The sequence below is a fragment of the Phenylobacterium sp. genome (assembly GCF_004799515.1).
In the GTDB taxonomy this organism is placed as follows: domain Bacteria; phylum Pseudomonadota; class Alphaproteobacteria; order Caulobacterales; family Caulobacteraceae; genus Phenylobacterium.
This window is the reverse complement of sequence record NZ_SSMX01000046.1, coordinates 36,561-62,956: the sequence shown is the minus strand read 5'-3', so window position 1 is coordinate 62,956 and position 26,396 is coordinate 36,561. Positions and strand designations below refer to the sequence as shown.

25 protein-coding genes are annotated in these 26,396 nt (G+C 69.1%); 13 read left to right on the top strand and 12 right to left on the bottom strand.

Going from position 1 to position 26,396, the window contains the following annotated elements:
- Positions 1 to 2: 2 nt before the first annotated feature.
- Both E8A49_RS17885 and E8A49_RS17880 read right to left on the bottom strand, forming a co-directional pair.
- Positions 3 to 503: a GFA family protein gene (locus tag E8A49_RS17885; RefSeq protein ID WP_293384609.1), complete on the bottom strand. Its 501-nt coding sequence runs from the start codon at positions 501 to 503 to the stop codon at positions 3 to 5.
- Positions 504 to 553: 50 nt separating this feature from the next.
- Positions 554 to 1,516 carry a fatty acid desaturase family protein gene (locus E8A49_RS17880; protein ID WP_293384607.1) on the bottom strand — a complete coding sequence of 321 codons (963 nt, stop codon included), beginning with the start codon at positions 1,514 to 1,516 and terminating at the stop codon, positions 554 to 556.
- A 184-nt stretch (positions 1,517 to 1,700) separates the two neighbouring features.
- On the opposite strand from E8A49_RS17880, the gene E8A49_RS17875 reads away from it, so the two are divergent.
- Positions 1,701 to 2,051, top strand: coding sequence for a UrcA family protein (locus tag E8A49_RS17875; protein ID WP_293384605.1), 351 nt, complete (start codon positions 1,701 to 1,703; stop codon positions 2,049 to 2,051).
- Here E8A49_RS17875 and E8A49_RS17870 read toward each other — a convergent pair.
- Complete coding sequence (locus E8A49_RS17870) at positions 2,048 to 3,079, bottom strand: UbiA family prenyltransferase (protein WP_293384603.1); 1,032 nt, start codon at positions 3,077 to 3,079, stop codon at positions 2,048 to 2,050. The two genes, E8A49_RS17875 and E8A49_RS17870, sit on opposite strands and share 4 nt — an antisense overlap.
- 398 nt (positions 3,080 to 3,477) lie before the next feature.
- On the opposite strand from E8A49_RS17870, the gene E8A49_RS17865 reads away from it, so the two are divergent.
- From E8A49_RS17865 to E8A49_RS17855, 3 genes are read left to right on the top strand one after another with little or no spacing between them, the layout of a single operon-like run.
- On the top strand, positions 3,478 to 5,265 hold the full coding sequence (locus E8A49_RS17865) for an ABC transporter ATP-binding protein (protein WP_293384601.1): 1,788 nt from the start codon (positions 3,478 to 3,480) through the stop codon (positions 5,263 to 5,265).
- Entirely contained in the window at positions 5,262 to 6,080 is an 819-nt protein-coding gene (locus E8A49_RS17860; protein ID WP_293384599.1) for a hypothetical protein, read from the top strand. The genes E8A49_RS17865 and E8A49_RS17860 overlap by 4 nt, the downstream gene beginning before the upstream one ends.
- Positions 6,081 to 6,140: 60 nt before the next feature.
- Positions 6,141 to 6,323, top strand: a complete 183-nt coding sequence (locus tag E8A49_RS17855) for a hypothetical protein (RefSeq protein WP_293384595.1) — start codon at positions 6,141 to 6,143, stop codon at positions 6,321 to 6,323.
- Here the strand turns inward: E8A49_RS17855 and E8A49_RS17850 are convergent.
- The 4 genes from E8A49_RS17850 to ppk2 form a co-directional block, all read right to left on the bottom strand.
- A complete protein-coding gene (locus E8A49_RS17850; protein ID WP_293384592.1) occupies positions 6,320 to 7,390 on the bottom strand; it encodes a hypothetical protein in 1,071 nt (356 codons plus the stop codon). The two genes, E8A49_RS17855 and E8A49_RS17850, sit on opposite strands and share 4 nt — an antisense overlap.
- Before the next feature lie 3 nt (positions 7,391 to 7,393).
- Positions 7,394 to 8,602, bottom strand: a complete 1,209-nt coding sequence (locus E8A49_RS17845; protein WP_293384589.1) for a winged helix-turn-helix domain-containing protein — start codon at positions 8,600 to 8,602, stop codon at positions 7,394 to 7,396.
- Positions 8,603 to 8,735: 133 nt separating this feature from the next.
- Positions 8,736 to 9,719, bottom strand: coding sequence for an aldo/keto reductase (locus tag E8A49_RS17840; protein ID WP_293384586.1), 984 nt, complete (start codon positions 9,717 to 9,719; stop codon positions 8,736 to 8,738).
- A gap of 39 nt (positions 9,720 to 9,758) precedes the next feature.
- The gene (gene ppk2 / locus E8A49_RS17835) at positions 9,759 to 10,535 is read right to left on the bottom strand and encodes a polyphosphate kinase 2 (RefSeq protein WP_293384583.1); all 777 of its coding nucleotides are present in this window, start codon (positions 10,533 to 10,535) and stop codon (positions 9,759 to 9,761) included.
- 45 nt (positions 10,536 to 10,580) lie between these two features.
- Between ppk2 and E8A49_RS17830 the strand changes: the two genes are divergently transcribed.
- Entirely contained in the window at positions 10,581 to 11,303 is a 723-nt protein-coding gene (locus E8A49_RS17830) for a 16S rRNA (uracil(1498)-N(3))-methyltransferase (RefSeq protein ID WP_293384580.1), read from the top strand.
- Positions 11,304 to 11,418: 115 nt separating this feature from the next.
- Positions 11,419 to 12,774: a glutamate--cysteine ligase gene (locus E8A49_RS17825; RefSeq protein ID WP_293384577.1), complete on the top strand. Its 1,356-nt coding sequence runs from the start codon at positions 11,419 to 11,421 to the stop codon at positions 12,772 to 12,774.
- A 1-nt stretch (position 12,775) separates the two neighbouring features.
- Here the strand turns inward: E8A49_RS17825 and E8A49_RS17820 are convergent, their stop codons facing one another.
- The gene (locus E8A49_RS17820) at positions 12,776 to 13,297 is read right to left on the bottom strand and encodes a DUF427 domain-containing protein (RefSeq protein ID WP_293384574.1); all 522 of its coding nucleotides are present in this window, start codon (positions 13,295 to 13,297) and stop codon (positions 12,776 to 12,778) included.
- Positions 13,298 to 13,478: 181 nt separating this feature from the next.
- Between E8A49_RS17820 and E8A49_RS17815 the strand changes: the two genes are divergently transcribed.
- Complete coding sequence (locus tag E8A49_RS17815) at positions 13,479 to 15,242, top strand: oligopeptide:H+ symporter (protein ID WP_293384571.1); 1,764 nt, start codon at positions 13,479 to 13,481, stop codon at positions 15,240 to 15,242.
- Positions 15,243 to 15,252: 10 nt separating this feature from the next.
- On the opposite strand, the gene E8A49_RS17810 is transcribed toward E8A49_RS17815, so the two are convergent.
- The 4 genes from E8A49_RS17810 to E8A49_RS17795 form a co-directional block, all read right to left on the bottom strand.
- A complete protein-coding gene (locus E8A49_RS17810) occupies positions 15,253 to 17,373 on the bottom strand; it encodes a TonB-dependent receptor (protein WP_293384569.1) in 2,121 nt (706 codons plus the stop codon).
- A 217-nt stretch (positions 17,374 to 17,590) separates the two neighbouring features.
- The gene (gene tldD, locus E8A49_RS17805) at positions 17,591 to 19,021 is read right to left on the bottom strand and encodes a metalloprotease TldD (protein ID WP_293384566.1); all 1,431 of its coding nucleotides are present in this window, start codon (positions 19,019 to 19,021) and stop codon (positions 17,591 to 17,593) included.
- Positions 19,022 to 19,263: 242 nt separating this feature from the next.
- On the bottom strand, positions 19,264 to 20,172 hold the full coding sequence (locus tag E8A49_RS17800) for a hypothetical protein (RefSeq protein WP_293384563.1): 909 nt from the start codon (positions 20,170 to 20,172) through the stop codon (positions 19,264 to 19,266).
- 85 nt (positions 20,173 to 20,257) lie between these two features.
- A complete protein-coding gene (locus E8A49_RS17795) occupies positions 20,258 to 20,629 on the bottom strand; it encodes a DUF3140 domain-containing protein (RefSeq protein WP_293384560.1) in 372 nt (123 codons plus the stop codon).
- A gap of 257 nt (positions 20,630 to 20,886) precedes the next feature.
- Here E8A49_RS17795 and coxB point away from each other — a divergent pair, with 257 nt between their 5' ends.
- From coxB to E8A49_RS17765, 6 genes are all read left to right on the top strand, one after another.
- Entirely contained in the window at positions 20,887 to 21,870 is a 984-nt protein-coding gene (gene coxB, locus E8A49_RS17790) for a cytochrome c oxidase subunit II (protein WP_293384557.1), read from the top strand.
- Between the two features lie 18 nt (positions 21,871 to 21,888).
- Entirely contained in the window at positions 21,889 to 23,574 is a 1,686-nt protein-coding gene (gene ctaD, locus E8A49_RS17785; protein WP_293384554.1) for a cytochrome c oxidase subunit I, read from the top strand.
- A gap of 79 nt (positions 23,575 to 23,653) precedes the next feature.
- Positions 23,654 to 24,655 carry a heme o synthase gene (gene cyoE, locus E8A49_RS17780; protein WP_293384551.1) on the top strand — a complete coding sequence of 334 codons (1,002 nt, stop codon included), beginning with the start codon at positions 23,654 to 23,656 and terminating at the stop codon, positions 24,653 to 24,655.
- Positions 24,652 to 24,804: a hypothetical protein gene (locus E8A49_RS17775; RefSeq protein ID WP_293384548.1), complete on the top strand. Its 153-nt coding sequence runs from the start codon at positions 24,652 to 24,654 to the stop codon at positions 24,802 to 24,804. The genes cyoE and E8A49_RS17775 overlap by 4 nt, the downstream gene beginning before the upstream one ends.
- Entirely contained in the window at positions 24,794 to 25,390 is a 597-nt protein-coding gene (locus E8A49_RS17770; protein WP_293384545.1) for a cytochrome c oxidase assembly protein, read from the top strand. Before E8A49_RS17775 ends, E8A49_RS17770 begins: the two co-directional genes overlap by 11 nt.
- A 138-nt stretch (positions 25,391 to 25,528) precedes the next feature.
- Positions 25,529 to 26,395: a cytochrome c oxidase subunit 3 gene (locus tag E8A49_RS17765; protein ID WP_293384542.1), complete on the top strand. Its 867-nt coding sequence runs from the start codon at positions 25,529 to 25,531 to the stop codon at positions 26,393 to 26,395.
- Position 26,396 lies beyond the last annotated feature (1 nt).

Below are 26,396 nucleotides of genomic sequence, written 5' to 3'. Positions count from 1 at the left end.
TCTCACGCCACCCAGAGGCCGCGGGACTTGTGCCAGTCCTCCAGGGACTGCTCGGGATAGAGGTCGAAGAGGGCGTCGTCCGGCCCCTGGTTCACAATCACCCAGGCCGGCTTGTACTTCAGCATCAGGTGGACCTTCGACGGCGCGGCCGGCAGCTCGGAGTCGATGGCCGAGGCGAAGGGGTGCACGAGGTCCGGCCACTCGGGCGAGAACAGCCACAGCGCCGTGGCGCACTTCGAGCAGAAGCTGCGCTCGCCGGTGGAGACCTCGCAATGGCCGTCGTCCTCGTCGGCGATCTCGGCGTGGAAGACGCGGATGGCCTTGCCGGGGTCCTCGACCTTCAGGGTGCGACGGTCGGCGCCCAGATTGATGGCGTAGCCGCCGCCGCCGGCAGTCTTGCGGCAGATCGAGCAGTAGCAGCGTTGATAGGGAACGGGCGTGTGGCTTTGCATCGTGAAATGCACGGCGCCGCAGCGGCAGGAGCCTTCGAGCTTAAGGGGCATGGGTCTCCAACCGGCGGGCTCCGTCCTGCGTTCCCGCCGCCGGTGCGCGCCTAGGCGGCGAGGGCGACGGCGGCGGCCTTGGCGCTCGCCAGGGTGAGGACGCTGAGATAGCCCGGCGCGGTCAGCATGCCCCCCATCACGCCCTTGGCCTTCAGCAGGCGGTGCGCGCGGGGCAGGTTGTAGCAGGGCACATGCATGAACATGTGATGCTCGCAGTGGTAGTTCACGAAGTAGGGCGCGATCACCGCCCGCTCCAGCCAGTTGGCGTGGGTGGTGCGCGCGTGGCGCAGCGGGTCGGGCTCGTTCTTGGCCACGCAGGCATGCTCGGCGATGTTGCGCAGACGGGTGATCATCGGCAGCCAGGTGGCCTGCGGGACCAGCCACAGCACCGGCCACACCCACCACAGGCCAAAGGGCGCGGTGAGCGCCAGGGTCACCACCATGCCGCTGAGGAAGCGGCGGCGGGCGTAGACGGCGTCCTTCAGGATCGGCCAGAGCGGCTGGTCCGGCTTGCGCTCGGCGAGGCGCTTGAAGAGGCCGCTCCAGCGCTGTTTCCAATAGGTCTGGCCGGTCAGGTCGCGGACTATCTTGCGGCGCAGGGAGGTGCGCGTGATCGGGAAGGGCGCCGACAGCACCAGGTCCGGGTCCTCGACCTGCTGGGCGAACTTGTGATGCTGCAGATGGTAGTTCCGGTAGTCGAGCAGCCCGCCGGTGGTCAGGTGGTTGCCGACCCAGTCGTTGATCTTCAGGTCCGGGTGCAGGGCCGCGTGCGCCGCATCGTGCATCAGGATGGCGATCCCGAGCTGGCGGCCGCCGATGACCACGATGGCCAGCGGGATGGCGATGAGCTTCCACCAGCTCGGCGCGGCCACGGCCAGCGCCATGGCCAGGCCGATTACGAGCCAGGCGTGCGCCAGCAGCGCGAGGCCCTTCCACGGCGAACGGCGCGCCAAGGGCGCCCACTCCTCGGGCGTGAAATAGGTCTTCGGGTCTACGCGGGCGGCGACAGCCATGCGGGCGATTATAGCCCGGGACGCCGCGCGAGGACAGGAGGACGCCGCGCCTGCCAAGGCGCAGAAGAAGCCGCCGTTTATCCGCCCAAGGCCGATTTTATCGGCGAAAGCCGGCGCTTGTCTCAACCTGTCCCATGGCTGGCGGCGACGAGACTAGCCTCCTGAGATCGAAGGAGGACTTTTCATGCGCACCCCCATCTTGATCGCGGCGTCGGCCGCGCTTTCGCTCTGCCTGGCGCTGAGCGCGTCCACGGCGATCGCGGCCGACGCGGCCCCGGCGGTGAAGATCGCCTACCAGGACCTGGACCTGAACTCCGCCGCCGGCGCGCGGACCATGCTGGACCGCATCGGCCGCGCCGCCGCCGACGTCTGCCGCGCCGACCCGCGCAATCTGGGCGTCAGCCTGGGCGCCATGGAGCAGATGGCCGATTGCTACCGGATGGTGGTCAAGACGGCGGTGCAAACCCTGGACGCCCCGCGTGTCACCGCCGCGCTCGGCGGGACCGACGGTCTGGTCCGCGAGGCGCGCCGCTAGTCACCCAGGAAAAAGCGGGTCCCGGCGAAGATGGCGAAGACCAGGATCAGGCCCGACCAAGCGTTCGACTTGAAGAGCCTGAGCGCCAGGGGGCCGTTGTCCATGCGCACCTTACGGGCCTGGGAGCAGAGCTGGATCCCGTAGGCGATCAGGCCCAGGAAGTAGATCGGCCCGAGGCCGGCCACCGCGCCCAGGCCGAGCAGGATGGTCAGGCTGGCCAGGTAGAAGCCGAGGATCGCCAGCGGCGCCTGCGCCCCCAGCCGCCGCGCGGTGGACTTCACCCCGGCGAGCGCGTCGTCCTCCAGATCCTGGATGGCGTAGATGGTGTCGTAGCCCAGGGTCCAGAACACGCCCGAGGCGTAGAGCAGCACCGCCGGCCAACGCACCGCGCTGTCGGCCAGGGCGCGCATCAGGAAGGTGTTGTCCTGGGAGGTCAGCACATAGGGCGCCATGCCGCGCCAGAACTGCGGTCCCGCGCCGGTCGCCGCCGAGAAGCCCAGCAGCGCGCCCCAGTTGAAAGTGAGGCCGAGCCAGGCCTGCGGCCACCAGGTGATCCGCTTCGTGAACGGATAGGCCGCCACCAGCGCCAACGAGCCCACGCCCAGCAGGACGGCGGTGGGCGGCAGGGTCAGGAGGATGGCCAGCGAGACCAGGCAGCAGGCGATCACGAAGGCCCAGGCCTGCCGCACGCTGATCTGCCCGGCCGGGATCGGCCTAAGCGCCGTGCGCGCCACCTTGGCGTCGATGTCCCGGTCGACGATGTCGTTGTAGGCGCAGCCGGCCGCGCGCATCAGCGCCGCCCCCACCGCGATCAGCCCCATCAGGCCGAAGTTCGGCAGCCGGTGCTCCAGGGCGTCGGCCAGGACCACGCCCTGCCAGCCCGGCAGCATCAAGAGCCAGATCCCCACCGGCCGGTCGAACCGCCCGAGCCTCAGCCAGGGCCGCAGGCCGCGCGGCGCAAGCCGGTCCACCCAGTTGGCGGGACGGGCGTCGGGCAGGGGAGCGTCGGGCGCGGGCGCGGTGGTCACAGAAGGGTTCTAGAGCGAGTGTGGCCGGCCTGCCACCCGGCTCACAAAGCCGAACCGTGTTCGCCGTTCGCCCCGATGCCCGCCTTGACGCTCGAAAGTCGCGCGCCTAGCTTCCGGCTCCTCAGCGACCCGAAAGGAGGGGGCATGATGACGCTTTTCATCCCGACCGCTCCTCGACGGTTCGCCGGGCCGCCGCCGCGCTTCTAACTCAACCGGACCGCTTCGTCTGAGGGCCTGACCGGCCCCGGTTTCGAAGTCGCTCCGCGCGCCCGCGGCCCGCCAGGCCTTCCCGCCAAGGCCCCGCTCCGCCCAACAGACCTTCATTCGCGCCGCCGCGCGCCGCCGCCTTCTAGAAGGCCTTCCCGCGGCCCGTCGGCGCCGAGACCCTGAGTTGCAAGATGACCGACCACTACGAGGATACCGAGGACACCAAGACCCGCGTCCTGAAGAACAGCCAGGTGCTGGGCTTCATCGCCGCCTTCTGGCTGCGCCGGCCCGGGTTGCTCGCCGGCACGCTCAGCCTGGTGATCGCCGCCATCGCCTTCGACCTGGCGACCCCCTGGGCGTCGGGCCGGCTGGTGGACGCCGTGACCCACGGCCCTTCCAACGCGAGCGGCGCCTGGCGCGCCTGGGCGGTGTTCGTGGGCGTCTATTTCGCCTTCTCGCTGATCCGCAACCTGTCCATGCGGTTCTGGATCCCGCTCGCCTCCTCCAACATGAAGGAGATGACCGACGAGGGCTTCAAGAAGGTCCAGTCGTTCAGCGCCGACTGGCACGCCGACACCTTCGCCGGCGCGACGGTGCGGCGGCTCAGCCGCGCCATGTGGGGTTATGACAGCGTCTCCGACGCGGCCCTAGTGTTCCTGGGGCCGGCGGTGATCGTGCTGGTCGGTCTGTGCCTGATGATGGCCCTGCGCTGGCCGATGGTGGGGCTGTTCTCCACTGTCATGGTGACGCTCTACATCGTCTCGAACATCTACTTCACCAACGTCTACGCCCGGCCGATGAACCTGCGCTCCGTGGCGCTGGACAGCCGGATCGGCGGCGCCCTGGCCGACTCCATCTCGTCCAACCCGACGGTGAAGAGCTTCGGGGCGGAGGCGCGGGAGGAGGCCCGCGTCGGCGGCGTCACCGAGATGTGGCGAGTGGCCGCCAACCGGACCTGGAACCGCTTCACCGACATCTGGCTGATGCACAACATGCTGTTGGTGGTGCTGCAGGCGGGGCTCACGGGCCTTCTGCTGCGCCTGTGGGTGAAGGGGCAGGCGACTCCCGGCGACGTGGCCTTCGTGATCACCGCCTTCATGCTGATGACCGGCTATCTGCGCAACATCGGCGACAACATCCGCATGACGCAGAAGGGGCTGGACGACACCGAGGACGTGGCCCGCTACGCCACCATGGACCCGCAGGTGATCGACCGCCCCGAGGCCCGGCCCTTCCGCGCCGAGCTGGGCGAGATCGTCTTCGACCGGGTGGTGTTCCGCTACAAGTCCGCCGAGCGGCCGCTCTACGACCACTTCACCCTGCGCATCGCGCCGGGCGAGCGGGTAGCCCTCGTCGGCCCGACCGGCGCGGGCAAGTCGACCTTCGTCAAGCTGATCCAGCGGCTCTATGACGTGGACGGCGGCCAGATTCTGGTGGACGGGCAGGACATCGCCGAGGTCTCCCAGGGGTCGCTCCGCCGCGCCATCGCCGTGGTGCCGCAGGACCCGGCGCTGTTTCACCGCACCCTGTCGGAGAACATCGCCTACGCCCGGCCCGACGCCACCCAGGACGAGGTGGAGCTGGCCGCCAAGCGCGCGCGGGCCGACGACTTCATCAAGCGCCTGCCGCAGGGCTACAAGACCCTGGTCGGCGAGCGCGGGGTGAAGCTGTCGGGCGGCGAGCGGCAGCGGGTGGCGATCGCCCGCGCCTTCCTGGCCGACGCGCCGATCCTGGTGCTGGACGAGGCGACCTCGTCGCTGGACGTGGAGACCGAGCGGCAGGTGCAGGCGGCGATGGAAGAGCTGATGGTCGGGCGCACCACCATCGTCATCGCCCACCGCCTGTCGACCATCCGCGGCGCCGACCGCATCCTGGTCTTCGAGGACGGCCGGATCGTCGAGGAGGGCAAGCACGCCGACCTGGTGCAGAAGGGCGGCGCCTACGCCCGGCTGCACGCGGTGACGGAGGGCCTGGCGTGAAGAGGCGGATCCGCGGGCCGGCCTTTCTGCTCGCGGCCGCGGTCCTGGCGTCGCCGCTTGGCGCGCACGGGGCCCCGGCCGAGGGCCGTCACGAGGACCTGACCTTGGGCCCGGCCGGCGCGCGGACCGCCGCCCAGGCCTGGGTCGGGGCCTCGGCGGGCGCCCATCCGCCGCTGATCGTGGTGCTGCACGGCGACGCCCCGTTCGTGAAGCCGAGCTACCAGTACGTCTTCGCCCAGCACGCCGCCGCGACGGTTCCACAAGCGGTGGTCGTCGCCCTGCTCAGGCCCGGCTACGCCGACCGGCAGGGGCGCCGCTCGGACGGCGTGCGGGGCCGCACCACCGGCGACAACTATACGCCGCAGGTGCTGGACCAGCTCTTCCGGGCCATCGGCGAGGCCAAGGCGCGGTACGGGGCCGGCGAGGTGGTCGTGGCCGGCCACTCCGGCGGCGCGGCCCTCTCGGCGCTCTTGCTGGAGCGCGGCGTCGCCAGCCGCGCCCTGCTAGTCTCCTGCCCCTGCGATCTCGGCCCGTTCCGCCGGCACATGGCCGTCAAGCAGTTCAGCCCCATGTGGCTGCTGCCGGTCCGCAGCCTCTCGCCGATGGCGGGAGTCGGTCGCATCAAGCCGGGCGCGCGGGTGACGCTGGTTTCGGGAACCGCCGACGACATCGCCCCGCCGCCGGAGAGCCGGGCCTTCGCCGAGGCGGCGCGCAAGGCCGGCGCGACGGTCGTCCTGGTCCCGATCCCGGGCGGCCACGAGGTCTTCCTCGACCCGGCCGTCCAGGTGGCCCTAAAGGCCCTGGTCGAGGGCTAGTCGCCGCGCAGCCGGGAACCTTCGGCAAGCGGCGCTGTTGGCTTGGTGAAGGAGACCCGCATGTCCGACGACGACACGCCTAAAACCCCGCCCGGCAAGGCCCTGCCCGGGGAACCGCACACCGTGAAGGCCGGCATGTTCGACGCCTTCCTGGGCCACAAGGGGCCGAATGGCGAACTGATGATCGATGGCAAGCCGGCGATGGTCACCGACCTGCCGGACAATGACGACGAGGACGACTAGGCCCCGTCGGGATAGCCGCCGCGGTGCAGGATCATCGGATAGGCCGGCAGCGTCGCGGGCGGCCAGGATTTGGCGCGCCAGCCGCGCGGGTCCGGCTGCAGGCCCGCGAACAGCGGTGAGCCGCCCGGCGTCCCGTCGCCGACGATCAGCGCCAGGGCGGCGGCAAGTTCAGCGCCCAGCGGATCGGCTATCCAAGCGGCGTTCACGGCGGTCAGGCGCTTGGCGGCGGCCGCGCGGGCCGCCTCGCCGCGGGCAGTCAGCCGCACGGTGCGGGCCCGCGCCAGGGTTGCGATCTCAGCCAGGCCGCGCTTCTCCAGGAAGCCTACCGCCATGGCCACGGCCGGCGGCGCGACACCGGCGGCGACGGGGAGGTCGCGCAGGCGCTGGCCCTCCGCCGCGTCGAGGCGGGAAAGGACGTTGGCGACGACGGCCAGGGATATCGGCGAGATGGCCTCGAAACTGTGGGTGAAGGCTATCAGCGCCCGGGCCAACAGCATCGGCAGCTCGGGGTCCGCCGCCGATGGCGCGGCGGGGGTGTCGGCGGACGAATTGGCCGTCATGGCGTAGCCCAGGATGGGCATGAAGTCGGGCAGGGGCGTCTCGATCCGGGCGCTGACGGCGGCCAGCGCCGCGCGCAGCCGCGCCATGGCCCCCAGCCCGAACCTTTCGCTCCAACGCGCCTCGATCTCGTCTGGCAGCGGCGCCCAGACCTGGCCCGCGCGTTCGGCATGCCGCGTCGGGCGCAGCACCCAGCCTGGCCGCGGCGCGCCGGAGACCCGCCTTCCAGGCCCCGCATCAATCGTGAGGTAGCCCCAACGGCGCAGGCCATCGAGCGGCAGCTTGTCGGTTCGCGCCGCGCGCCGCAGCTCGCCCACGGTGGTCCCGCTTTCCGGGACGTAGCGCAGGACGTTCGCCCACATGGCCCACGAGACCAGCCACGGCCCCGCGCCGCCGCCCTCGGTGGTGCTGTGCGGCATACGCGCCTCGAAGGCGTTGTCGAGCTCGATGGTGAAGGCCACCAGGGCCCAGGACAGCAGGGTCGCCAGCGGGGGGCGATCCTGAGCCATCGCCTAGCCCGCCAGGGCTGTGGCGAGGGCCGGGGCGAGGTCGCCCTTGCCCTCGACCCGCACCCGCTCGAGCCCAAGCCAGCCGGCCATCAGCCGAAGCTCCCGCGCCAGCCGTTCCGGCGTGGCCGCGCTGGCCCAGGGCTCAGCGTGGGCGGCCTGGACGACGAGCACGCCGGCCTTGCGGTCGCTCTTCAGGTCGACGCGGGCGGTCAGCGCGTCACCCTCAAGGAACGGCAGGACGTAATAGCCATGGGTGCGCTTGTGGGCCGGCGTGTAGATCTCGATCCGGTAGCGCACGCCGAACAGCTTCTCGGTGCGCTCGCGGAACCAGATGAGGTTGTCGAAGGGCGAGAGCAAGGCGTGGGCCTCGACCTTGCGCGGGCGCTTGGCGGCTGCATCGAGATAGGCCGGCTCGCGCCAGCCCTTCACCGTCACCGGCAGCAGCGAGCCTTCCTCGACCAGCTCTGCGATCCGGTCCTTGGCGCCTTCCACCGGCATGCGGAAATAATCGCGCAGGTCCTTCGACGTCGCCACGCCCATGGCGCGCGCGGAGATGCGGTAGAGCTGGCGGTGGGCGTCGTCCCGGTCCGGCGTCGGGGTTTCGAGGATCGCCTTGGGCAGCACCTTCTCCGGCAAGCCGTAGACCCGCTCGAAGGTCCCGCGGCGCGTGGCGGTGGTCAGCTCGCCCGTCCAGAATAGGCATTCGACCGCGCGCTTGGCCTCGCTCCAGCCCCACCAGCCGCCCTCGCCCTTGACGCCCATCTCCAGGTCCGAGGCGGCCAGCGGGCCGCGCGTGGCGATCTCATCCAGCACCTTGTCCACGAAGTCGCGCCGCTCGCGCAGGAAGCGGGCGACGCCCTTCCAAGTGCCACGACCCTCGTGTGCGTCCTCCATCCGCCAGCGGAACAGCGGCTGGCTGGCGAGCGGCAGCAGCGAGGCCTCGTGCGCCCAGTATTCGAACAGTGGCCGTTTCTTCGCCCAGGCGACCGCCTCCAGCATCTCGCGCGGATAGGCGCCGAGGCGGGAGAAGGCCGGCAGGTAGTGGGTGCGGCTGACGACGTTGACGCTGTCGATCTGCACCACGCCGAGCCGCTCCACCAGCTTGACCAATTTGCGCCTGGCGATCGGTCCGGCCGGCCGGGGTGCGGCGAAGCCCTGCGCCGCCAGCGCGATGCGGCGCGCCTCGCCGACGGTCAGCCTGTCCTTGGGCATCGCTCCCCCAGATCGCGGATTCGCCCGCTGAGCCTAGCCTAACTCCAGCCAGAACAAAGTCAGAACTTCAATTCCCTAACGAATGGTTAACAGCTTGACCATGGCCGTCTTACGTGTCGGAACAAAACCGGAATCAGGCGTGGTCCAACACCGGTTTCGGTTTGTACGGAGCTTCCAGCCGTTTGACCTCGTCGTCGCTGAGTTCGATCCCCACGGCGGAGACCGCCTCGTCGATGTGGCCGAGCTTGCTGGCGCCGACGATCGGGGCGGTGACGGCCTTGTGGCGCAGCACCCAGGCGAGCGCGATCTGCATGTTGGAAAGGCCGCGTTCCTTGGCGATTTCGCCCACAACGTCGACCACCTGCTCGTCAGCGGGCGTGTAGTAGAGCCGCGGCGAGAACTCGTCGGTGCGGGCGCGCTCGGTGTTGCCTTCCTTGGGCGCGGAGCGGCCGCCGGCCAAGTAGCCGCGGGCCAGGGGCGACCAGGGGATCACGCCGATCCCCTCGGCGCGGCAGAGCGGCAGCATCTCGCGCTCCTCCTCGCGGTAGACGAGGTTGAGCTGTGGCTGCATGGAGACGAACTTCACCCAGCCGTGCTTCTCGCTGGCCGCCAGCATCCGGGCGAACTGCCACGCGTACATGGACGACGCGCCGATGTAGCGGGCCTTGCCGGCCTTCACGACGTCGGACAAAGCCTCCAGGGTCTCCTCGATGGGGACGTCGTAGTCGAAGCGGTGGATCTGGTAGAGGTCGACATAGTCCATGCCGAGCCGTTTCAGGCTGGCGTCGATCTGGGCCATGATCGATTTACGGCTGAGGCCCTTCTCGTTCGGCCCCTTGCCCATCGGGCCATTGACCTTGGTCGCCACCACGATCTCCTCGCGGTTGGGCGAGAACTCGCGCAGCCAGTGGCCGGTGACCACTTCGCTCTCGCCGATCGAATAGATGTTGGCGGTGTCGAAGAAGGTGATGCCCTTCTCTATGGCGCTCTGGAAGAAGGGCTTGGACTGCTCCAGGTCCAGCACCCAGCTTCGCCATTTCGGCGAGCCGTAGGTCATGCAGCCGAGGCATAGGCGCGAGACCTTGAGGCCGGTCTTGCCGAGGCGAACCTGTTCCATGGGCTAAGTCTCCGTAACGGTTGAACCGCGGCCCCCGGCTCAGCGCTCTAGGCGACCGTCGGTGAGCGCGTCTAGCTCGAAGTCGAAAAGCACGTCCGGATCCGGCTTTTGGAACCCCTTGGCGATGTCCTTGGGGGCCAGGGTCCTCAGGAGGTGGCGCATGATGGCGATGCGCGCGGCCTTCTTCTTGTCGGTGTGGACGACGGTCCAGGGCGCCACGTCCGTGTGGGTCCGGCGCAGCATCTGGTCGCGGGCCTCTGAGTAGGCGTCCCATTTCTCCTGGGCGACCTTGTCGAGGCTGCTGGTCTTCAACGCCTTCAAGGGGTCGTCCTCGCGCGCCTTCAGCCGCTTGGCCTGTTCGGCCTTGGAGACGTCCAGCCACAGCTTGATGATCCGCGTGCCGTCCTCGGCCAGCATCTCCTCGAACCGCGGAGCGTCGCGCAGGAAGGTCTCGTGCTCGGCGGGGGTGCAGAAGCCCATCACCGGCTCGACCCCGCCGCGGTTGTACCAGGAGCGGTTGAGGATCACGAGTTCGCCGGCGGCCGGCAGGTAGCGGACGTAGCGCTGGAAATACCACTCGGTCCGCTCTCGATCGCCGGGCTTGGGCAGGGCCACGACGCGGGTGTTGCGCACCGACAGGTGCTCGACGATGCGCTTGATCGCCCCGTCCTTGCCGGCCGTGTCGCGGCCCTCGAAGATCACCAGGGCCTTCTCGCCCGAGGCGATGGCCGCCAGCTGGTAGCGGACGAGCCCGATCTGCAGCAGCTCGATCTCACGCGAATAGTGGGGGCGGTGGTGGTTGTCGTCCTTGGCCATGGGGAACCCTATGCCGGATGCGGCGTCGGGCGCTAGAACGGCGCGATGATCCGCTTGTTCATTCCGCACGACCTGGCGGCGGGCGCCGAGATGGCCCTCGATCCAGGGCAGAGCCGCTATCTGGCCGCGGTGATGCGCCTCTCCGTCGGCGACGAGCTGCTGGCCTTCAACGGCCGCGACGGCGAGTGGCGCGTCCGGGTGAGCGCGGTGACCAAGCGGGCGGTGGCGATCCGCGCCGAGGCGCTGGAGCGGCCGCAGGCGACGGGGCCGGACCTCGACCTCATCGTGGCCCTGGTGAAGCGCGGGCGGGTCGAGACCATCGTCGAGAAGGCCGCCGAACTGGGCGCGCGCCGCGTGCGCCTGGCGCTGACCGAGCGCACCAACGCCGACCACGCGCGTGTCGAGCGCCTGGGCGCGATCGCCATCGAGGCCGCCGAACAGACGGGCCGGCTGGACGTCCCGGAGGTCCTCGCGCCGACGAAGCTCGAAAAGCTGATCGAGGGCTGGGAGGCCGGCCGGCGGCTCCTGTTCTGCGACGAGGCGGGCGACGCGGCGCCGATCCTGGACGCGCTGAAGGCCGCGCCCGCGGGTCCTTGGGCGATCCTGATCGGCCCGGAAGGCGGGTTCTCGCCGAAGGAGCGGGCCATGCTGCGGGCGCTGCCCTACGCCACGCCGGCCTCGCTGGGACCACGCATCCTGCGCGCCGACACCGCCGCGATCAGCGCGCTGACGCTCTGGCAGGCGGCGCTCGGCGACTGGCGGGCCTGAGGCCGGATTTGCCGGCCCCCTTGAGCTTCGTCCGATTGCGCCCACCTATCCCCTCAACGTAAAGAGCACGGCCCGCCTGACGGCGCGGTCCCGTTTGGGCTGGGGAAGAAACCGTATGGCCGAGGCCGCCTGTGACGATCGTCCCCTGACGTTCGAGGATTTGGTCGCCTGGTTCGCCAAGGGCTCGAAGCCGAAGGACCAATGGCGCTGCGGCGCCGAGCACGAGAAGTTCGTCTTCCGTCTGGGGTCCCACGAGCCGGTGCCTTACGAACCGCAGGGCATCAAGGCGCTGCTGGACGGCATGACCCGCTTCGGCTGGGCGCCGGTGCTGGAGGCCGGCCATGTCATCGCGCTCGAGCGCGGCAAGGCCAACGTCAGCCTGGAGCCCGGCGGCCAGTTCGAGCTGTCCGGCGCGCCGCTGGAGACCATCCACGACATCTGCGAGGAGACCGGCCAGCACCTGCAGGAGGTCAAGGTCGTCGCCGACGAGCTTGGCCTGGGCTTCTTGGGCCTGGGCTTCACCCCGGTCTGGCGGCGCGACCAGGTGCCGGTGATGCCCAAGGGCCGCTACAAGATCATGCGCGAGTACATGCCCAAGGTGGGCGGGCTCGGCCTCGACATGATGTTCCGCACCTGCACGGTGCAGGCCAACCTCGACTTCGGCTCCGAGGCCGACATGGCGGCCAAGTTCCGCACCAGCCTGGCGCTGCAGCCGATCGCCACGGCGCTGTTCGCCAATTCGCCGTTCATTGAGGGCAAGCCGTCGGGCTTCGTCTCGGCCCGCGCCAACGTCTGGACCGACACCGACGCCGACCGCACCGGCATGCTGGCCTTCGTGTTCCAAGACGGCTTCGGCTTCGAGACCTACGCCCGCTATGCCCTCGACGTGCCGATGTATTTCGTCAAGCGCGGCGACCGCTACATCGACGTGGCCGGCCGCTCCTTCCGCGACTTCATGGACGGCAAGCTGCCCGAACTGCCGGGCGAGCGGCCGACCATCAAGGACTGGGCCGACCACACCACCACCATCTTCCCGGAGGTGCGGCTGAAGCAGTACCTGGAGATGCGCGGCGCCGATTCCGGCCCCTGGAGCCGGCTCTGCGCCCTGCCGGCGCTGTGGATGGGCGTGTTCTACGACTCCGCCGCGCTCGCGGCCGCCTGGGACCTCTGCAAGGCCTGGAAGATCGACGACCACGAGCGGCTGCGCGAGGACGTGGCGCGGCTGGGGCTGAAGGCCGAGATCGCCGGGCGCAGCGTCCAGGCCGTGGCCCAGGACCTGCTGGCCATCGCCCGTGAGGGCCTGAAGGCCCGCAACCGCCTCTCCGGCGGCATGGTGGACGAGACCGGCTACCTCGCCGAACTCGACGAGATCGCCGCCAGCGGGATCACGCCGGCCGAACGCCTGCTGGAGCTCTACAACGGCCCGTGGGCCGGCGACGCCAGCAAGGTGTTCGAGGCCTTCGCCTACTAGCTCAGCGCACCGCGCCGTCGTCGGCGCCGGCCAGCGTCGAGACCGTCGCCGGCCAGGGTTCGCGCTGCGAGGCGCCGGAGCCGGAATCGGTGTGCTGCACCACCTGGTCGACGGTGACCTCGGCGTCGTGGTGCGAGACCTCGTGGCCCGGATTCACCGCCGCATCGTCGACCTCATAGACCTTGATCTTGTCGGTGTAGAAGGCCAGGCGGCCCTCGATGGCCTCCATAGCGGGGAACGGCTGGTCGTAGGTCCAGACGGCGTTCTCGGCGAAGTGGCCGTCCATCAGCACGGTGTAGTAGCTGGCGTCGCCTTTGTAGGGGCAGTGCGTGCCGCGGTCGGTGCGGGTCAGGTACTCCATCGCCACGTCGTCGCGCGGGAAATAGACCACCGCCGGATAGTCGGCCTCGCGCAGGATCAGGGCGTCGTTGCTGTCGGCGATCACATGGCCGGAGAACTCGGCGCGCCAGCGCCGTTTGGCCGGCTCGAGGGTGATCGGGTGGTCGGGACCGGGGATCTTCATCGGGAAACTCCTTCACCGGCGTAACGCGGAGGCTGCGGCGCGGCTCCGCGTGGGCGCGTCGCCCCTAGATGGGGTCGCGCCTTGCTTGTGCTGAGGGAGTCTAGGTGATTTTCTGAGCCGGATTCATGACAGCGCGCTCGGGGGAGCGCGTCTTCCAGCAAAACACAGGCGGACCGCTCGCATGGACATCGTCATCGTGGCCGGCATCCTCATCGCCGCGGTCACGGCCATCCCGGTCTTCCTGCAACTGCGGCGTCATCCGCGCGGCCTGACCATCCTGTTCTTCGCCGAGATGTGGGAGCGCTTCTCCTACTACGGCATGCGCGGGCTTTTGATCTTCTACCTGACGCAGCACTTCCTGTTCGACGACTCCAGGGCCCAGGGCCAGATGGGCGCCTATGCGTCGCTGGTCTACCTGCTGCCCGTGGTCGGCGGCCTGCTGGCGGACCGCTTCCTGGGCGCGCGCAAGGCGGTGGCCTTCGGGGCGCTGCTGCTGGTGGCGGGCCACATGACCATGGCCATCGAAGGCCGGCCCGCCGAGCAGGCGCTGACCTGGCATGGGACGACCTACAACTTCCAGATCACCGGCCGCGCCGAGAGCCGTCAGGTGAAGCTGAAGGTGGGCGGCCAGGCCTTTGCCTACGCCCCGGCCGCGGACGGCGGACTGGACATCAAGGATCTGCCGGCGGCGGCGCCCCTGCCGGCGCACCTCGCCAAGGGCGACTACCAGCTGAGCGTGGTGCGGCCGGATTCCACGTCCCTGCCGATCCTCTTCCTGGCGCTGGCGCTGATCGTCATGGGCGTCGGCTTCCTAAAGGCCAACATCTCGGCCATCGTCGGCCAGCTCTACGAGCAGGGCGATCCCCTGCGCGACCCGGGGTTCAGCCTCTACTACTACGGCATCAATCTGGGCTCCTTCCTGGCCTCGATCACCTGCGGCTGGCTGGGCCAGTCGGTCGGCTGGTGGGCGGGCTTTGGCGCGGCCGGGGTCGGCATGGCCCTGGGCTGGCTGGTCTTCGTGCTGGGCAAACCCCTGCTGGAGGGCAAGGGCGAGCCGCCGGACCCGGTGGCGCTCGCCAAGCCCATCGTCGGCCCGATCAACGGCGAGTGGCTCATCTACATCGCGGGCCTGGCCGGCGTCGGCGTGATCTGGCTGGTAGTGCAGAGCTTCGCCTTCGTCACCGACCTCCTGATGGCGGGCGCGGTGGGCGTGCTGGGCTACCTCGGCTGGTACATGGCCGCCAAGGCTTCCAAGGTCGAGCGTGAGCGGCTGATCCTGGCGATCGCGCTGATCCTGGCCTCGGTGGTGTTCTGGGCGCTCTACGAGCAGGGCGCCTCGTCGCTCAACCTGTTCGCCGAGCGCAACGTGAACCTGCACCTTTACGGCGACCAGACCATGACGCCGGCCCAGACCCAGTCGTTCCAGTCGGGCTGGATCCTGGTGTTGGCGCCGGCGATGGCGGCGCTCTGGACCTGGCTCGGCCGGAGCGGGCGCAATCCCAATCCAGCGGCCAAGTTCGGCGTGGGCCTCTTGCTGATCGGCGCGAGCTACTTCGTGATCATCCTGGGCGGCCAGTTCGCCGGCGCGGACTTCAAGAGCCCGCTGATCTTCCTGGCGGCGGCCTATCTGATGCAGACCACCGGCGAGATGTGCGTCTCGCCTGTCGGCCTGTCGGAGATGACCAAGCTCGCCCCGCCGCTCCTGATTTCGACCCTGATGGCGGCCTGGTTCCTGGGCACCGCCGGCGCCGAAGGGGTCGCGGCCAAGATCGCCCAGCTCACCGCCTCGGACACCATCGGCGGCCAGGTGCTGGACGCCGGCAAGGCGCTGGCCACCTACAGCCACGTCTTCGGCATGATCGGCCTGTGGGGCCTGGGCGCCGGCGTGGTGATGCTGGCGCTCTCGCCCTGGCTCAAGAAACTGGCGCACGGCGCGGACGGCTAGCGCCGCCGCGCTAGCTGCCGAAGGTCTTGCGCAGGCGCAGGTAGATCACCCGGCCGGGGTGGACGCTGCGCTCCTCGGTGTAGGCCAGCGGGAACAGGTCGCGCGGGCCGTCATAATTCTCGAAGGTGTGCTTGAAGCCGCGGGCGAAGACGTTGTCGAGCTCGATGCGGAAGCTGAGCTTCGGGTTCGGCTTCCACTCCCAGAACGGGGTGACGTAGGTCCCCAGCTTGTCGATCTCGATCTGGTTGAAGCGGTAGAGGCGCTGCTGCCAGCCGCCGTAGAGGTCGACGCCGTAGCTGACGTTGCCGATCGGCTGGATGAAGTGGGCGTCCCAGTCGGTGGGGTGCAGCGCGCTGATCGGCCGGCGCAGGCCGGTGGTCGGGTCGGTCACCTCCGACCAGCGTCGGGTCAGGTCGTAGCGGAACTGCGCGCCCTTCAGCCCCAGCTTGTCCAGCGGCAGGGTCAGGTTGACCACCGCGTCGTTCTCCCAGCCGTTGCCGATATTGGCCGGGGTGTCGAAGAAGGTCCCGTCGCTGGCCTCCACCGGGGCGCGGTCGACCACGTCGGTGATCTCCAGGTGGCGGGCGGTCAGCACGATGGCGCCGCCGCCCCAGAAATGCTGCTCCAGCGCCACCTCGCTCGCCCAGTCCTGCTGCGGCTCCAGGTTGGGGTTGCCGGCGGTGATCACGCCCGCCACCAGCGAGGTCGAAGCTACGAAGGAGCTGAAGTCGAGCTGGCCCACTTCGCGCTCGTAGCGCACGCGCACCTGGGTCTTGTCCGTCGGCGCCCAGGTCACCACCAGGCGCGGCTTGGTGAAGTAGAGGCTCTTTTCCAGCAGCACGTCGCCGGTGGAGGAGATGTGCGAGCCCTCCTCGCGCAGCACGCCCTCGACGGTGATCTGCGAGATCGGCCGCCAGACCGCCTTGGCGAACACCTCGCCGCGCTTTTCCTCGACGGTGACGTCGGCGGCGGGGATCACCTGGGGGACGCCCTGGTCGGTGAAGGTGGTCACGCTGGTCTGGGTGTTGAGCGCGCCCTCGGCGCCGCCTTCCCAGGACAGCTTCGGGGTCTGTTGGAACTTGATCACCCCGCGCAGGATCGATTCGGCGCTGCGGGTGTCGAGGCGGAAGTTCTGGATGTCGCCGACGGGGCGGAAGTCGTCGGCGACCAGCTCGTGCTTGTCCTGGCGCAGAGCGACGATCTCGATGCTGGTGCGCGCCCCGAAAGCGCGGTTGTAGCGGGCGCCGACCTCGGTCTGCAGATAGTTGTCGTCCTGGTGGTCGTGCTCGGTCTCGTTGGCCGGGACCTGTAGGGTGTCGAGCTCGGCGGAGTCGTAGACCTGGGTGTTGATCCGGGCGTTGATCCGCAGGCGGCCGTCCTCGAACGGGGTCTCGCCGGCGCCGGTGGCGGTGACCTGGGTGCCCCAGCCCTGGCTGTGGATATGGCCGCCCAGCAGGGTCGAGCCGTCGGGGTTGATCTCCTTGCGCGGCCCGTCGCCCAGGCCGTCGTCGATGAAGCCGGAGACGGTGAGGCCGCCCTCCCAGGTGCGCGGGCCGAGGTTGCCGGAGCCCTCGACCCTGAGCGTGCCGAAACGGCGGCCGTCGCTGACGTGCTGGTCGGCGTAGTGGAGGATGCCGCGCGCGCCATTGCCGCCCTTGGTGATGACGTTGGCGATCACCGTCTTGCCCTGCATGTCGATGCCGGGCGCGCCGCCGCGGATCACGTCGATGCGCGCCACGTGGGTGGCCAGCATCCGCTGCAGGATGGAATCGATGCCCTCGGTCTTCACCGCCGGGCGCTGGCCGTCGATCAGCACATTGCCGGCCGCGCCTTCATAGCCGCGCACGCCGGAGCCGGTGTCGAGGGCGAAGCCCGGCAGGTAGTTGACCATGTCGAGCGCGGTGTTCGGATGCGCCGGGGTGAAGAAGTCGTTGGCGTAGCTGGCGACGCCGGTCTGCGGCGGCCGGGCGGCGGAGTTGGCCTGGTCCGGCAGCGACTGGCCCGCGCCGGTGACCGCCGGCGCGGTGTCGGCCGGAGAGGCGGCCGGCGGCGACGCGGCGATCTCGGACGCCGTCGCAGGAACCGTCGCGATGGCGACGGCCGCGGCTTGCGCCAGGACGAAGAACAACATGAACACAGGCTCCCCAAGCAACGGGTCGCAAGTGACCTGCGCCGGTCCGCCCAGACCAATTAAATGGCCGTAAGGTGGATTAATTCGCGGAAAGGTTCGCCGGCAGTTGCATCCGATTGCTGTAGTTTACATATGTAATTTACATAAGCAATCGAAAGCGGTTGCGCGATAGCGCCGCGCCCTGGCGGAATCTTTTGAGGCGGCGGTCGGCGGCGCGCTAGACGCTCGTCCCGCCCACGGTCAGGCCTGTGATCTTCAGCGAGGGCTGGCCCACGCCCACCGGCACGCTCTGGCCGGCTTTGCCGCAGACGCCGACGCCGTTGTCGAAGCAGAAGTCATCGCCGATCATCGTCACCCGCGTCAGCGCCGAAGGCCCGTCGCCGATCAGGGTCGCGCCTTTGACCGGGGTCGTCACCTTGCCGTCCTCGATCAGGTAGGCCTCGGTGCACTGGAAGACGAACTTGCCGTTGGTGATGTCCACCTGGCCGCCGCCGAAGTTCGCGCAATAGAGGCCGCGCTTGGTGGAGGCGATCATCTCCTCGCGGGGCGTGTCGCCCGCCATCATGCCGGTGTTGGTCATCCGGGGCATCGGCAGGTGGGCGTAGGATTGCCGCCGGCCGTTGCCGGTGGCTTCCAGGCCCATCAGCCGCGCGCTCATCCGATCGTGCATGTAACCCACCAGGATGCCGTCCTCGATCAGCACGGTGCGGCCGGTGGGCGTGCCCTCGTCGTCGACGGTCAGCGAGCCGCGGCGGCCCTGGATCGCCCCGTCGTCGAAGACGGTGACCCCGGGCGCGGCCACCCGCTCGCCGATCCGGCCGGAAAAGGCCGAGGTGCCCTTGCGGTTGAAGTCGCCCTCCAGGCCGTGGCCGACCGCCTCGTGCAGCAGGACGCCGTTCCAGCCAGGGCCCAGGACCACGTCCATCTCGCCCGCCGGGCAGGGGACGGCGTCCAGGTTGACCAGGGCCTGGCGCAGCGCCTCCTCAGCCTGCTCCTGCCAGCGGTCGGGCGTGATCCAGGCCTCGAAACCGGCGCGGCCGCCGGCGCCGGCGTAGCCGTTCTCACGCTTGCCGTCGCGCTCGACGGTGAGCTGGATGTTGATGCGCGCGAGCGGCCGCACGTCGCGGATCAGCCGCCCGTCGGCGCGCAGGATCTCCACCGTGCGCCGTTCGCCGGCCAGGGAGGCCATCACCTGCACGACCCGCGGGTCGCGCGCGCGGGCCCAGGCGTCGATCTCCTGCAGCAGGGCCACCTTGTCGGAGAAGTCGGGGGAGGCGAGCGGATCGTCCTCGCCATAGAACTTGGCGTTGGTGGCGCGCGGGGCCTCGGCGGCGGTCCCGGCGTAGCCGCGCTTGGCCAGCGAGGCCGAATCGGCGGCGCGGGCGATGGCGGCTTCCGAGATCTCGCTGGCGTGGGCGTAGCCGGCCGTCTCGCCGGCCACCACCCGCAGGCCGAATCCTTCGGTGGCGTCGAAGGCCGCCGATTTCAGCCGGCCGTCGTCATAGAGGAAGCTCTCGCTCTCCGAGCGTTCGACGAACAGCTCCCCGTCGTCGGCGCCCCTCAGGGCCTCGCCCAGCAGGGCTTCGGCGCGCTTGGGATCGACGCCGGCGGATTCGAGGATCGACGGAGCGGGGGACATGGCGTTCATGCCGCAAAGATAGGGAGCGCGGACGCGCGCGTCACCCGGCTTCGGCGCCGCGCCGCGATGTCGCGGGCTGGCGGGGCCTGAGGCCGGCATCCCCCGGCGCAGGAGGGGGGCGCGCGCCGGGGGACACTCGGTACTCAGGTACATCGGCGCGTTGGGGGTCGCGGCCGAGCGGCAGGTTCGCCCGCGGCGGTTAGCGCCGGGTAAGGATTTCAGCCGATTTGCGGGAGACGGCGGGGCGGCGGCTATTTCCCCGCCGTCTCCTCATGGCGCGCGCCCGCGAGGATGCCGGGCAGGGCGTAGTTGCCCTCGTGGCAGGCGAATTCGAACAGCGGGCCCTTGGCGGCGCGGAGCACCAGCTGGGCGCGCCACGGACGCGCGTAGACCGCCGGGTCCTCCACGGTGAAGTCGTAGACGATCTCGCTGGCCGAGACGCGGGTGAACCGCTCGGTCACCTTGGCATCCTTGGAGATGTAGAGGGCCTGAGGCGACTTGAACTGCTCGCCGGGATTGAAATTGGTGGTCTCCACCACCAGCGTCGCACCTTCCCAGTGGCCGATGGAATCGCCCATCCAGGGCCGGATCGCTGGCGGCAGGTGGCCGCTATCCTTCAGCCGGATGATCCGTGGATCGCGCCCGGACTCCATGCGGATGGCCACGAAGTCGCCGGTCTGGACAATCTGGTAGAGGCTGTTGTCCCAGTGGGGCATCATCGGCACGCTGGAGGAGCTCGACCCGCCCATCAGGCAGCGTTCGGTGCTCGTTCGGTCCTCCGGATTGTCGAAACCGGCGGTGCGGCTCTTCAGCTTGCTTTCCATAAGGGCGCGCCCGGCGGGCGTGTAGGGCAGCCTGCCGTCGGCGGGCTCGACGATCATGGCGGTGTGGACCTGGCCATTGATGCGGATCATCGGGCCGCCGTATTCCCACCATTCGGTCTGCCGGCCGCCGATGTCGTCGATGTCCGCGGCCTGGAAGGCTTGCGGATTGGCGGCTTCATAGGCCTTGGCCCGGGCCTCGGTGGTGGTCGGGCCGTCGAAGGCGGCGGGCCGTTCGATCGGCGTGACGGTGACGTTGGTCCAGAGCCCGCTGAGGTCGGAAGGCGCGGGCTTCCCGCCGGCCAGCGCCGCACCCGCCGCCAGCAGCGCGCCCGCCATCACTGCCGCTGCAACGATTGTCCGCCCCATCTGGCGACCATGCGCCTAGACGGCCGAGCTTGGCAGTGCAGATTTTTGACGGAAATCAGCCGCCGCGCCGCCCGCGCAAGGGGTCGTGGCCCCAGTTCATCAGGCTCCAGCGCCAGCGGGTGTCGCACACGTCGCCGCCGGTTTTCCGGGCCAGCGGCCGCTGCGCCAGGTGGCGGCGGCAGAAGCCGATCACCTTCTTCATGTGGGCGTAGTCGGCGTCGGTCAGGTCGTGGACGGCCTTGGCCTTGATCGCCAGGATTTTCCGCGCCGACTGGCGGCCGACCGATTCGGTCTCGCCGCGCCGCACCATGCCGACCTTCTGGCTCTGCGGCGTCCGCAGCCAGGCCGTGAGTTCGGCTGGCTCCAGGTTCACCAGGGCCTCGAAGTCCTCGCGGATGGCGCGTTCCTCGTCGGGGCGCCGGTGCATCGGTTCTCGCATGGCCTTTACCCGAACGTGAGTCGCCGAAATCGCCACGCCGCGGGGCGGTTCAGCGTTCTTTTGCGCCCCCGGCGCACGACGCGCCCGTGGGGGCCGGCTTGCGCCTTGGCAAGCCCCAACGATGCGCGTATGCACCCGCGATGAAGGGCCGGGACGGCGCGCGAGCGTCCGTGCGCGCCGTTCTGTACAGTCGTCCAGATCGCCAGATTCGGGTGCGGCTGGCGGGCCAACCAGACCGAGGGGACATGCAGTCTAGGTTTCAGGGGATGCGGGCGCTGGCGGCAGGGATCGCGACGGGCGCACTGACGGCGTTCTGGGGCGCAGCCGCCATGGCCGACGAGCTGATCGGCCAGCCCACCGACAAGGCGATCGGCATGGTCGCGGGGGTCACGCCCCTGAAGAAGGACGCGATCTTCTTCCACAACATGATCCTGTTGCCGATCATCACGCTCATCACGGTGTTCGTGGCGGTGCTGCTGCTGATCTGCATCTTCCGGTTCAACAAGAAGGCCAATCCGGTTCCGGCGAAGTGGAGCCACAATACGCCGCTGGAGATCGTCTGGACCCTGGTCCCGGTGCTGATCCTGGTGGTGATCGCGGTCTTCTCGTTCCGCCTGCTGTTCGAATACCACGACATGCCCAAGCCCTACATGACCGTGAAGGCCACGGGCTATCAGTGGTACTGGGGCTATGAGTATCCCGACCAGAAGATCCCCGAGTTCGTCTCCAACATCCTGCCCGAGGACAAGGCAAAGGCCGCCGGCGTGCCCTATAAGCTGGCCACCACCGCGCCCCTGGTGGTGCCGGTCAACCAGACGGTGCAAATCCTCACCACCGGCGCCGACGTGATCCACGCCTGGGCGGTGCCGTCCTTCGGGGTGATCATGGACGCCGTGCCAGGCCGGGTGAACTCCACCTGGTTCAAGGTCGACCGCATCGGCACCTATTACGGCTCCTGCCGTGAGCTGTGCGGCGTCGACCACGCCTTCATGCCCATCGAGGTGAAGGTGGTCAGCCAGGCCGACTTCGATGCCTGGGTGGCCGCCAAGAAGCCGGCGGCGCCCGCCGCGACGCCGACGGCCAACGCCGCGGCCGCCGGCGCGCCCAACACCCCGGCCGCTGCGGCGCCCGCGCCCGGCGCGGCCACCGCCGTTCCGGCCAACCAGAACAATCCGGCGGCGCCCGCGCCCGCCTCCAAGCCCGCGGCCGCGGCCGCGGCCAAGCCTTGATCCTAGGATAAGCGTCAGATGGCTTCCGCCGCTCACGATACTCACGATCACAGCCACGGCGATCACAGCCACGGCCACGACAGCCACGACCACAAGCCGGGCTTCATCACCCGCTGGCTGTTCTCCACCAATCACAAGGACATCGGCACCCTCTACATCCTGTTCGCGATCTTCGCGGGCCTGGTGGGCGGCGCGTTCTCCGGCCTGATCCGCTGGGAGCTCTATGAACCCGGCATCCAGCTCTTCCAGCCGCATTCCTGGCTCGCCCAGATCGGCGTGATCGAGGGCTCCAAGCACGGCTACAACGTGGTGGTCACGGCCCACGCCCTGATCATGATCTTCTTCATGGTCATGCCCGCCATGATCGGCGGGTTCGGCAACTGGTTCGTGCCGCTGATGATCGGCGCGCCGGACATGGCCTTCCCGCGGATGAACAACATCTCGTTCTGGCTGCTGATCGCCTCCTTCATCATGCTGTGCGTGTCCATGTTCGTGGACGGCGGGCCGGGCCGCGGCTTCGGCGGCGGCTGGACCATGTACGCGCCGCTCTCCACATCGGGCCATACCGGCCCGGCCATGGACTGCGCCATCCTGGCGCTCCACCTGGCCGGCGCGAGCTCGATCCTGGGGGCGATCAACTTCATCACCACCATCTTCAACATGCGTGCGCCGGGCATGACCCTGCACCGCATGCCGCTGTTCGTGTGGTCGATCCTGGTGACGGTGTTCCTGCTGCTGCTCTCGCTGCCCGTCCTGGCCGGCGCGATCACCATGCTGCTCACCGACCGTAACTTCCACACCCACTTCTTCGACGCGGCCGGCGGCGGCGACCCGGTGATGTTCCAGCACCTGTTCTGGTTCTTCGGTCACCCCGAGGTCTACATCCTGATCCTGCCCGGGTTCGGCATGATCAGCCACATCGTGTCGACCTTCTCGCGCAAGCCGGTGTTCGGCTACCTCGCCATGGCCTACGCCATGGTGGCCATCGGCTTCATCGGCTTCCTGGTGTGGGCGCACCACATGTTCACCACGGGCATGAACGTGAACCTGACCGCCTACTTCGTGGCGGCCACCATGGTCATCGCCGTGCCGACGGGCGTGAAGGTGTTCAGCTGGATCGCCACGATGTGGGGCGGCTCCATCGACTTCAAGACGCCGATGCTCTGGGCGATCGGCTTCATCTTCCTGTTCACCGTCGGCGGCGTGACCGGCGTGGTTCTGGCCAACGCCGGCGTCGACTACCAATTCCAGGACACCTATTACGTGGTGGCGCACTTCCACTACGTGCTGAGCCTGGGCGCCGTCTTCGCGATCTTCGCGGGTTTCTACTACTGGTTCGAGAAGATGTGGGGCGTGAAGTACCGGGAGTGGCTGGGTTGCCTGCACTTCTGGATCACCTTCATCGGCGTGAACGTGATCTTCTTCCCGCAGCACTTCCTGGGCCTGCAGGGCATGCCGCGCCGCTACGTGGACTATCCGGAGGGCTTCGCCTTCTGGAACAAGGTGTCCTCGATCGGCTACGCGATCACCCTGGTGGGCGTGGGCGTCTTCATCCTCGTGCTGATCGACGCCATGGTCTTCCGCCGCAAGGCCGAGGCCAATCCCTGGGGCGAAGGCGCCACCACCCTGGAATGGACGCTGCCCTCGCCGCCGCCGTTCCACCAGTTCAACGAACTGCCGGTGATCAAGGCCGACGCCCACTAAGGACGTCAGTCCCAGACAAGACCCCGAGGGGCGCGGACTCTAGGGTTCGCGCCCCTCGATCATTTTAGAGTATCGTCCGATGGCCATGTCCGAGGCCCTGTCCCCACCCGTCAAATCCGCCGAGGCCAAGCCCGCCCGCTGGCAGGACTTCATCCAGCTTCTGAAGCCCCGGGTGATGTCGCTGGTGGTGTTCACGGGCCTGACCGGCCTGGTCTGCGCCGGGACCCCGGTGCATCCGGTCCTGGCCGCCGTCGCCATCCTCTGCATCGCCGTGGGCGCGGGCGCGTCCGGCGCGCTCAACATGTGGTACGACGCCGATATCGACGCCAAGATGCGCCGCACGCGCGGGCGGCCGGTGCCGGCGGGCCGGGTGCAGGGCGCCGACGCGCTCGCCTTGGGCGTCGTGCTGTCGCTGTTCTCGGTCATGCTGATGGGCATGGCGCTGAACTGGCTGGCGGCGGGCCTGCTCGCCTTCACCATCTTCTTCTATGCCGTGGTCTACACCGTCTGGCTGAAGCGCTGGACGGCGCAGAACATCGTCATCGGCGGCCTAGCCGGCGCGCTGCCGCCGGTGATCGGCTGGGCGGCGGCCACGGGGACCGCGCCGCTCAACGCCTGGATCCTCTGCGGCATCATCTTCATGTGGACCCCGCCGCATTTCTGGGCGCTCAGCCTCTACACCAGTGAGGACTACAAGAAGGCCGGCGTGCCGATGATGCCGCTGGTGGCCGGCCCCGCCTCCACCCGCGGCCAGATCCTGATCTACAGCCTGCTGTTCACGCCGCTCTGCCTGACCCCGACGCTCACCGGCCTCGGCGGCCCCGCCTATCTGGCGGTGGCGGCGCTGGGCGGCTTGGTCTTCCTGCTGCTCGCCTGGCGCCTGTTCCGCAGCCACGCCGGCGAGGCGGGCCTGCAGCGCAAGGATGACGGGCTCTATGACGTCAAGGCCGGCGCCAAGGACGCGCGTAACCTGTTCGCCTTCTCGATCCTCTACCTGACCCTGTTGTTCGCCACCCTGCTGGTCGAGCACCTGATGGGGCTGAAGCCTCTCGACCTGCACGCCTGGGGACTTCTGGCATGAGCGATCCGTCCCGCGAGACGCAAGCCGAGGCCCGTGCGCGTCGGGGCCGCAATATCGCCTTGGCGTTGGGGCTGGTGATCTTCGTGCTGCTGGTCTTCGTCGTGACCCTTGTGCGCCTGGGCGGGAATGTCGGAAAGAATGTCTTCTGAGCCGCAACCGCCAAGGGCCAAGCCGCGCCGCAGGCTGAGCCGCAACGCCCGGGTGGCCGCGCTCTGCGGCGTCGTGTTCATGGCCATGGTGGGCGCCGCCTTCGCCGCCATCCCCTTCTACCGCGCCTTCTGCCAGGCCACCGGCTACGGCGGCACCATCCGCAAGGCCGAGACCGCGCCCACCAAGGTGCTGGATTCGTCCCTGCTGATCCGTTTCGACACCAATGTCCGCGGCCTGCCGTGGGACTTCACCGCCGAGCAGACCGACCAGACGGTGAAGATCGGCGAAACCAAGGTCGCGGTCTTCAAGGTCACCAACCACGCCGACCATCCGGTGACGGCGCGCGCGGTGTTCAACGTCTCGCCCGACCAGGCCGGGGTCTATTTCCGCAAGCTGTCCTGCTTCTGCTTCTCCGACCAGACGGTGGCCGCCGGGGCCACGGTGGAGATGCCGGTGCTTTACTTCGTCGATCCCAAGTACGCGGACGATTTCGAGACCAAGAACGGCAAGGTGGTGACGCTTTCCTACACCTTTTACCCGGCGACAGACGTCAAGCCGCCGGCTGGGGCGAAGACGACCGACTAAGCGGCCTTTCCGACGCCCTTTCCCCTTGGCGGAGCGGGCTGGGCAGGGCTATAGCGTGACGCGAACCGGCCTGTCCGCGGGGTCCTCTGAGTCCCCGCGCTTCGGGTCGTGGGGTTTGTGAGGGACTTGGGACCACCGATGGCCGAAGGCGTGAAGCACGACTACCACCTGGTGAACCCGTCGCCGTGGCCGCTGGTCGGCTCGATCTCGGCGACGATCATGGCGCTGGGCGGCGTGACCTGGATGAAGGGCCTGTTCGGCCTGCCGGCCCACACTTCGTGGCTGTTCTTCCTGGGCCTGGCCGGCGTGCTCTTCACCATGATCGTCTGGTGGCGCGACGTGGTGCTGGAAGCCAACGAGGGCGACCACACCCCGGTGGTCTCCATCGGCCTGCGCTACGGCATGATCCTGTTCATCGCCTCGGAGGTGATGTTCTTCGTCGCCTGGTTCTGGATCTTCTTCGAGATGGCCCTGTTCCATCACCACCGGACGCTGTCGTCCATCGAAGAGGTGCGGACCGCCTGGGCCACTTGGCCGCCGCACGGCGTCGAGGCGGTGCCGGCCTTCCAGCTGCCGTTGGTCAACACGCTCACCCTGCTGCTCTCCGGCACCACAGTGACCTGGGCGCACCACGCCCTGCAGACCGGCGACCGCCGCGGGGCCAAGATCGGGCTCTTCCTGACCATCATCCTGGGGATGCTGTTCACCTCGATCCAGGCCTACGAGTACCATCACATCCTCGAGCACAAGTACTTCTTCTCGGAGGAGGCGGCGAACGCCGGGCTCTACGGCTCGTCCTTCTTCATGGCCACCGGCTTCCACGGCTTCCACGTGCTGATCGGGACCCTGTTCCTGATCGTCTGCCTGGCGCGCCTGCTGGGCGGCGGCTTCACGCCTCAGAAGCACTTCGGCTTCGAGGCGGCGGCCTGGTACTGGCACTTCGTGGACGTGGTGTGGCTGTTCCTGTTCGCGTTCATCTACGTGATCTTCGGAGCGCATAGCTGAG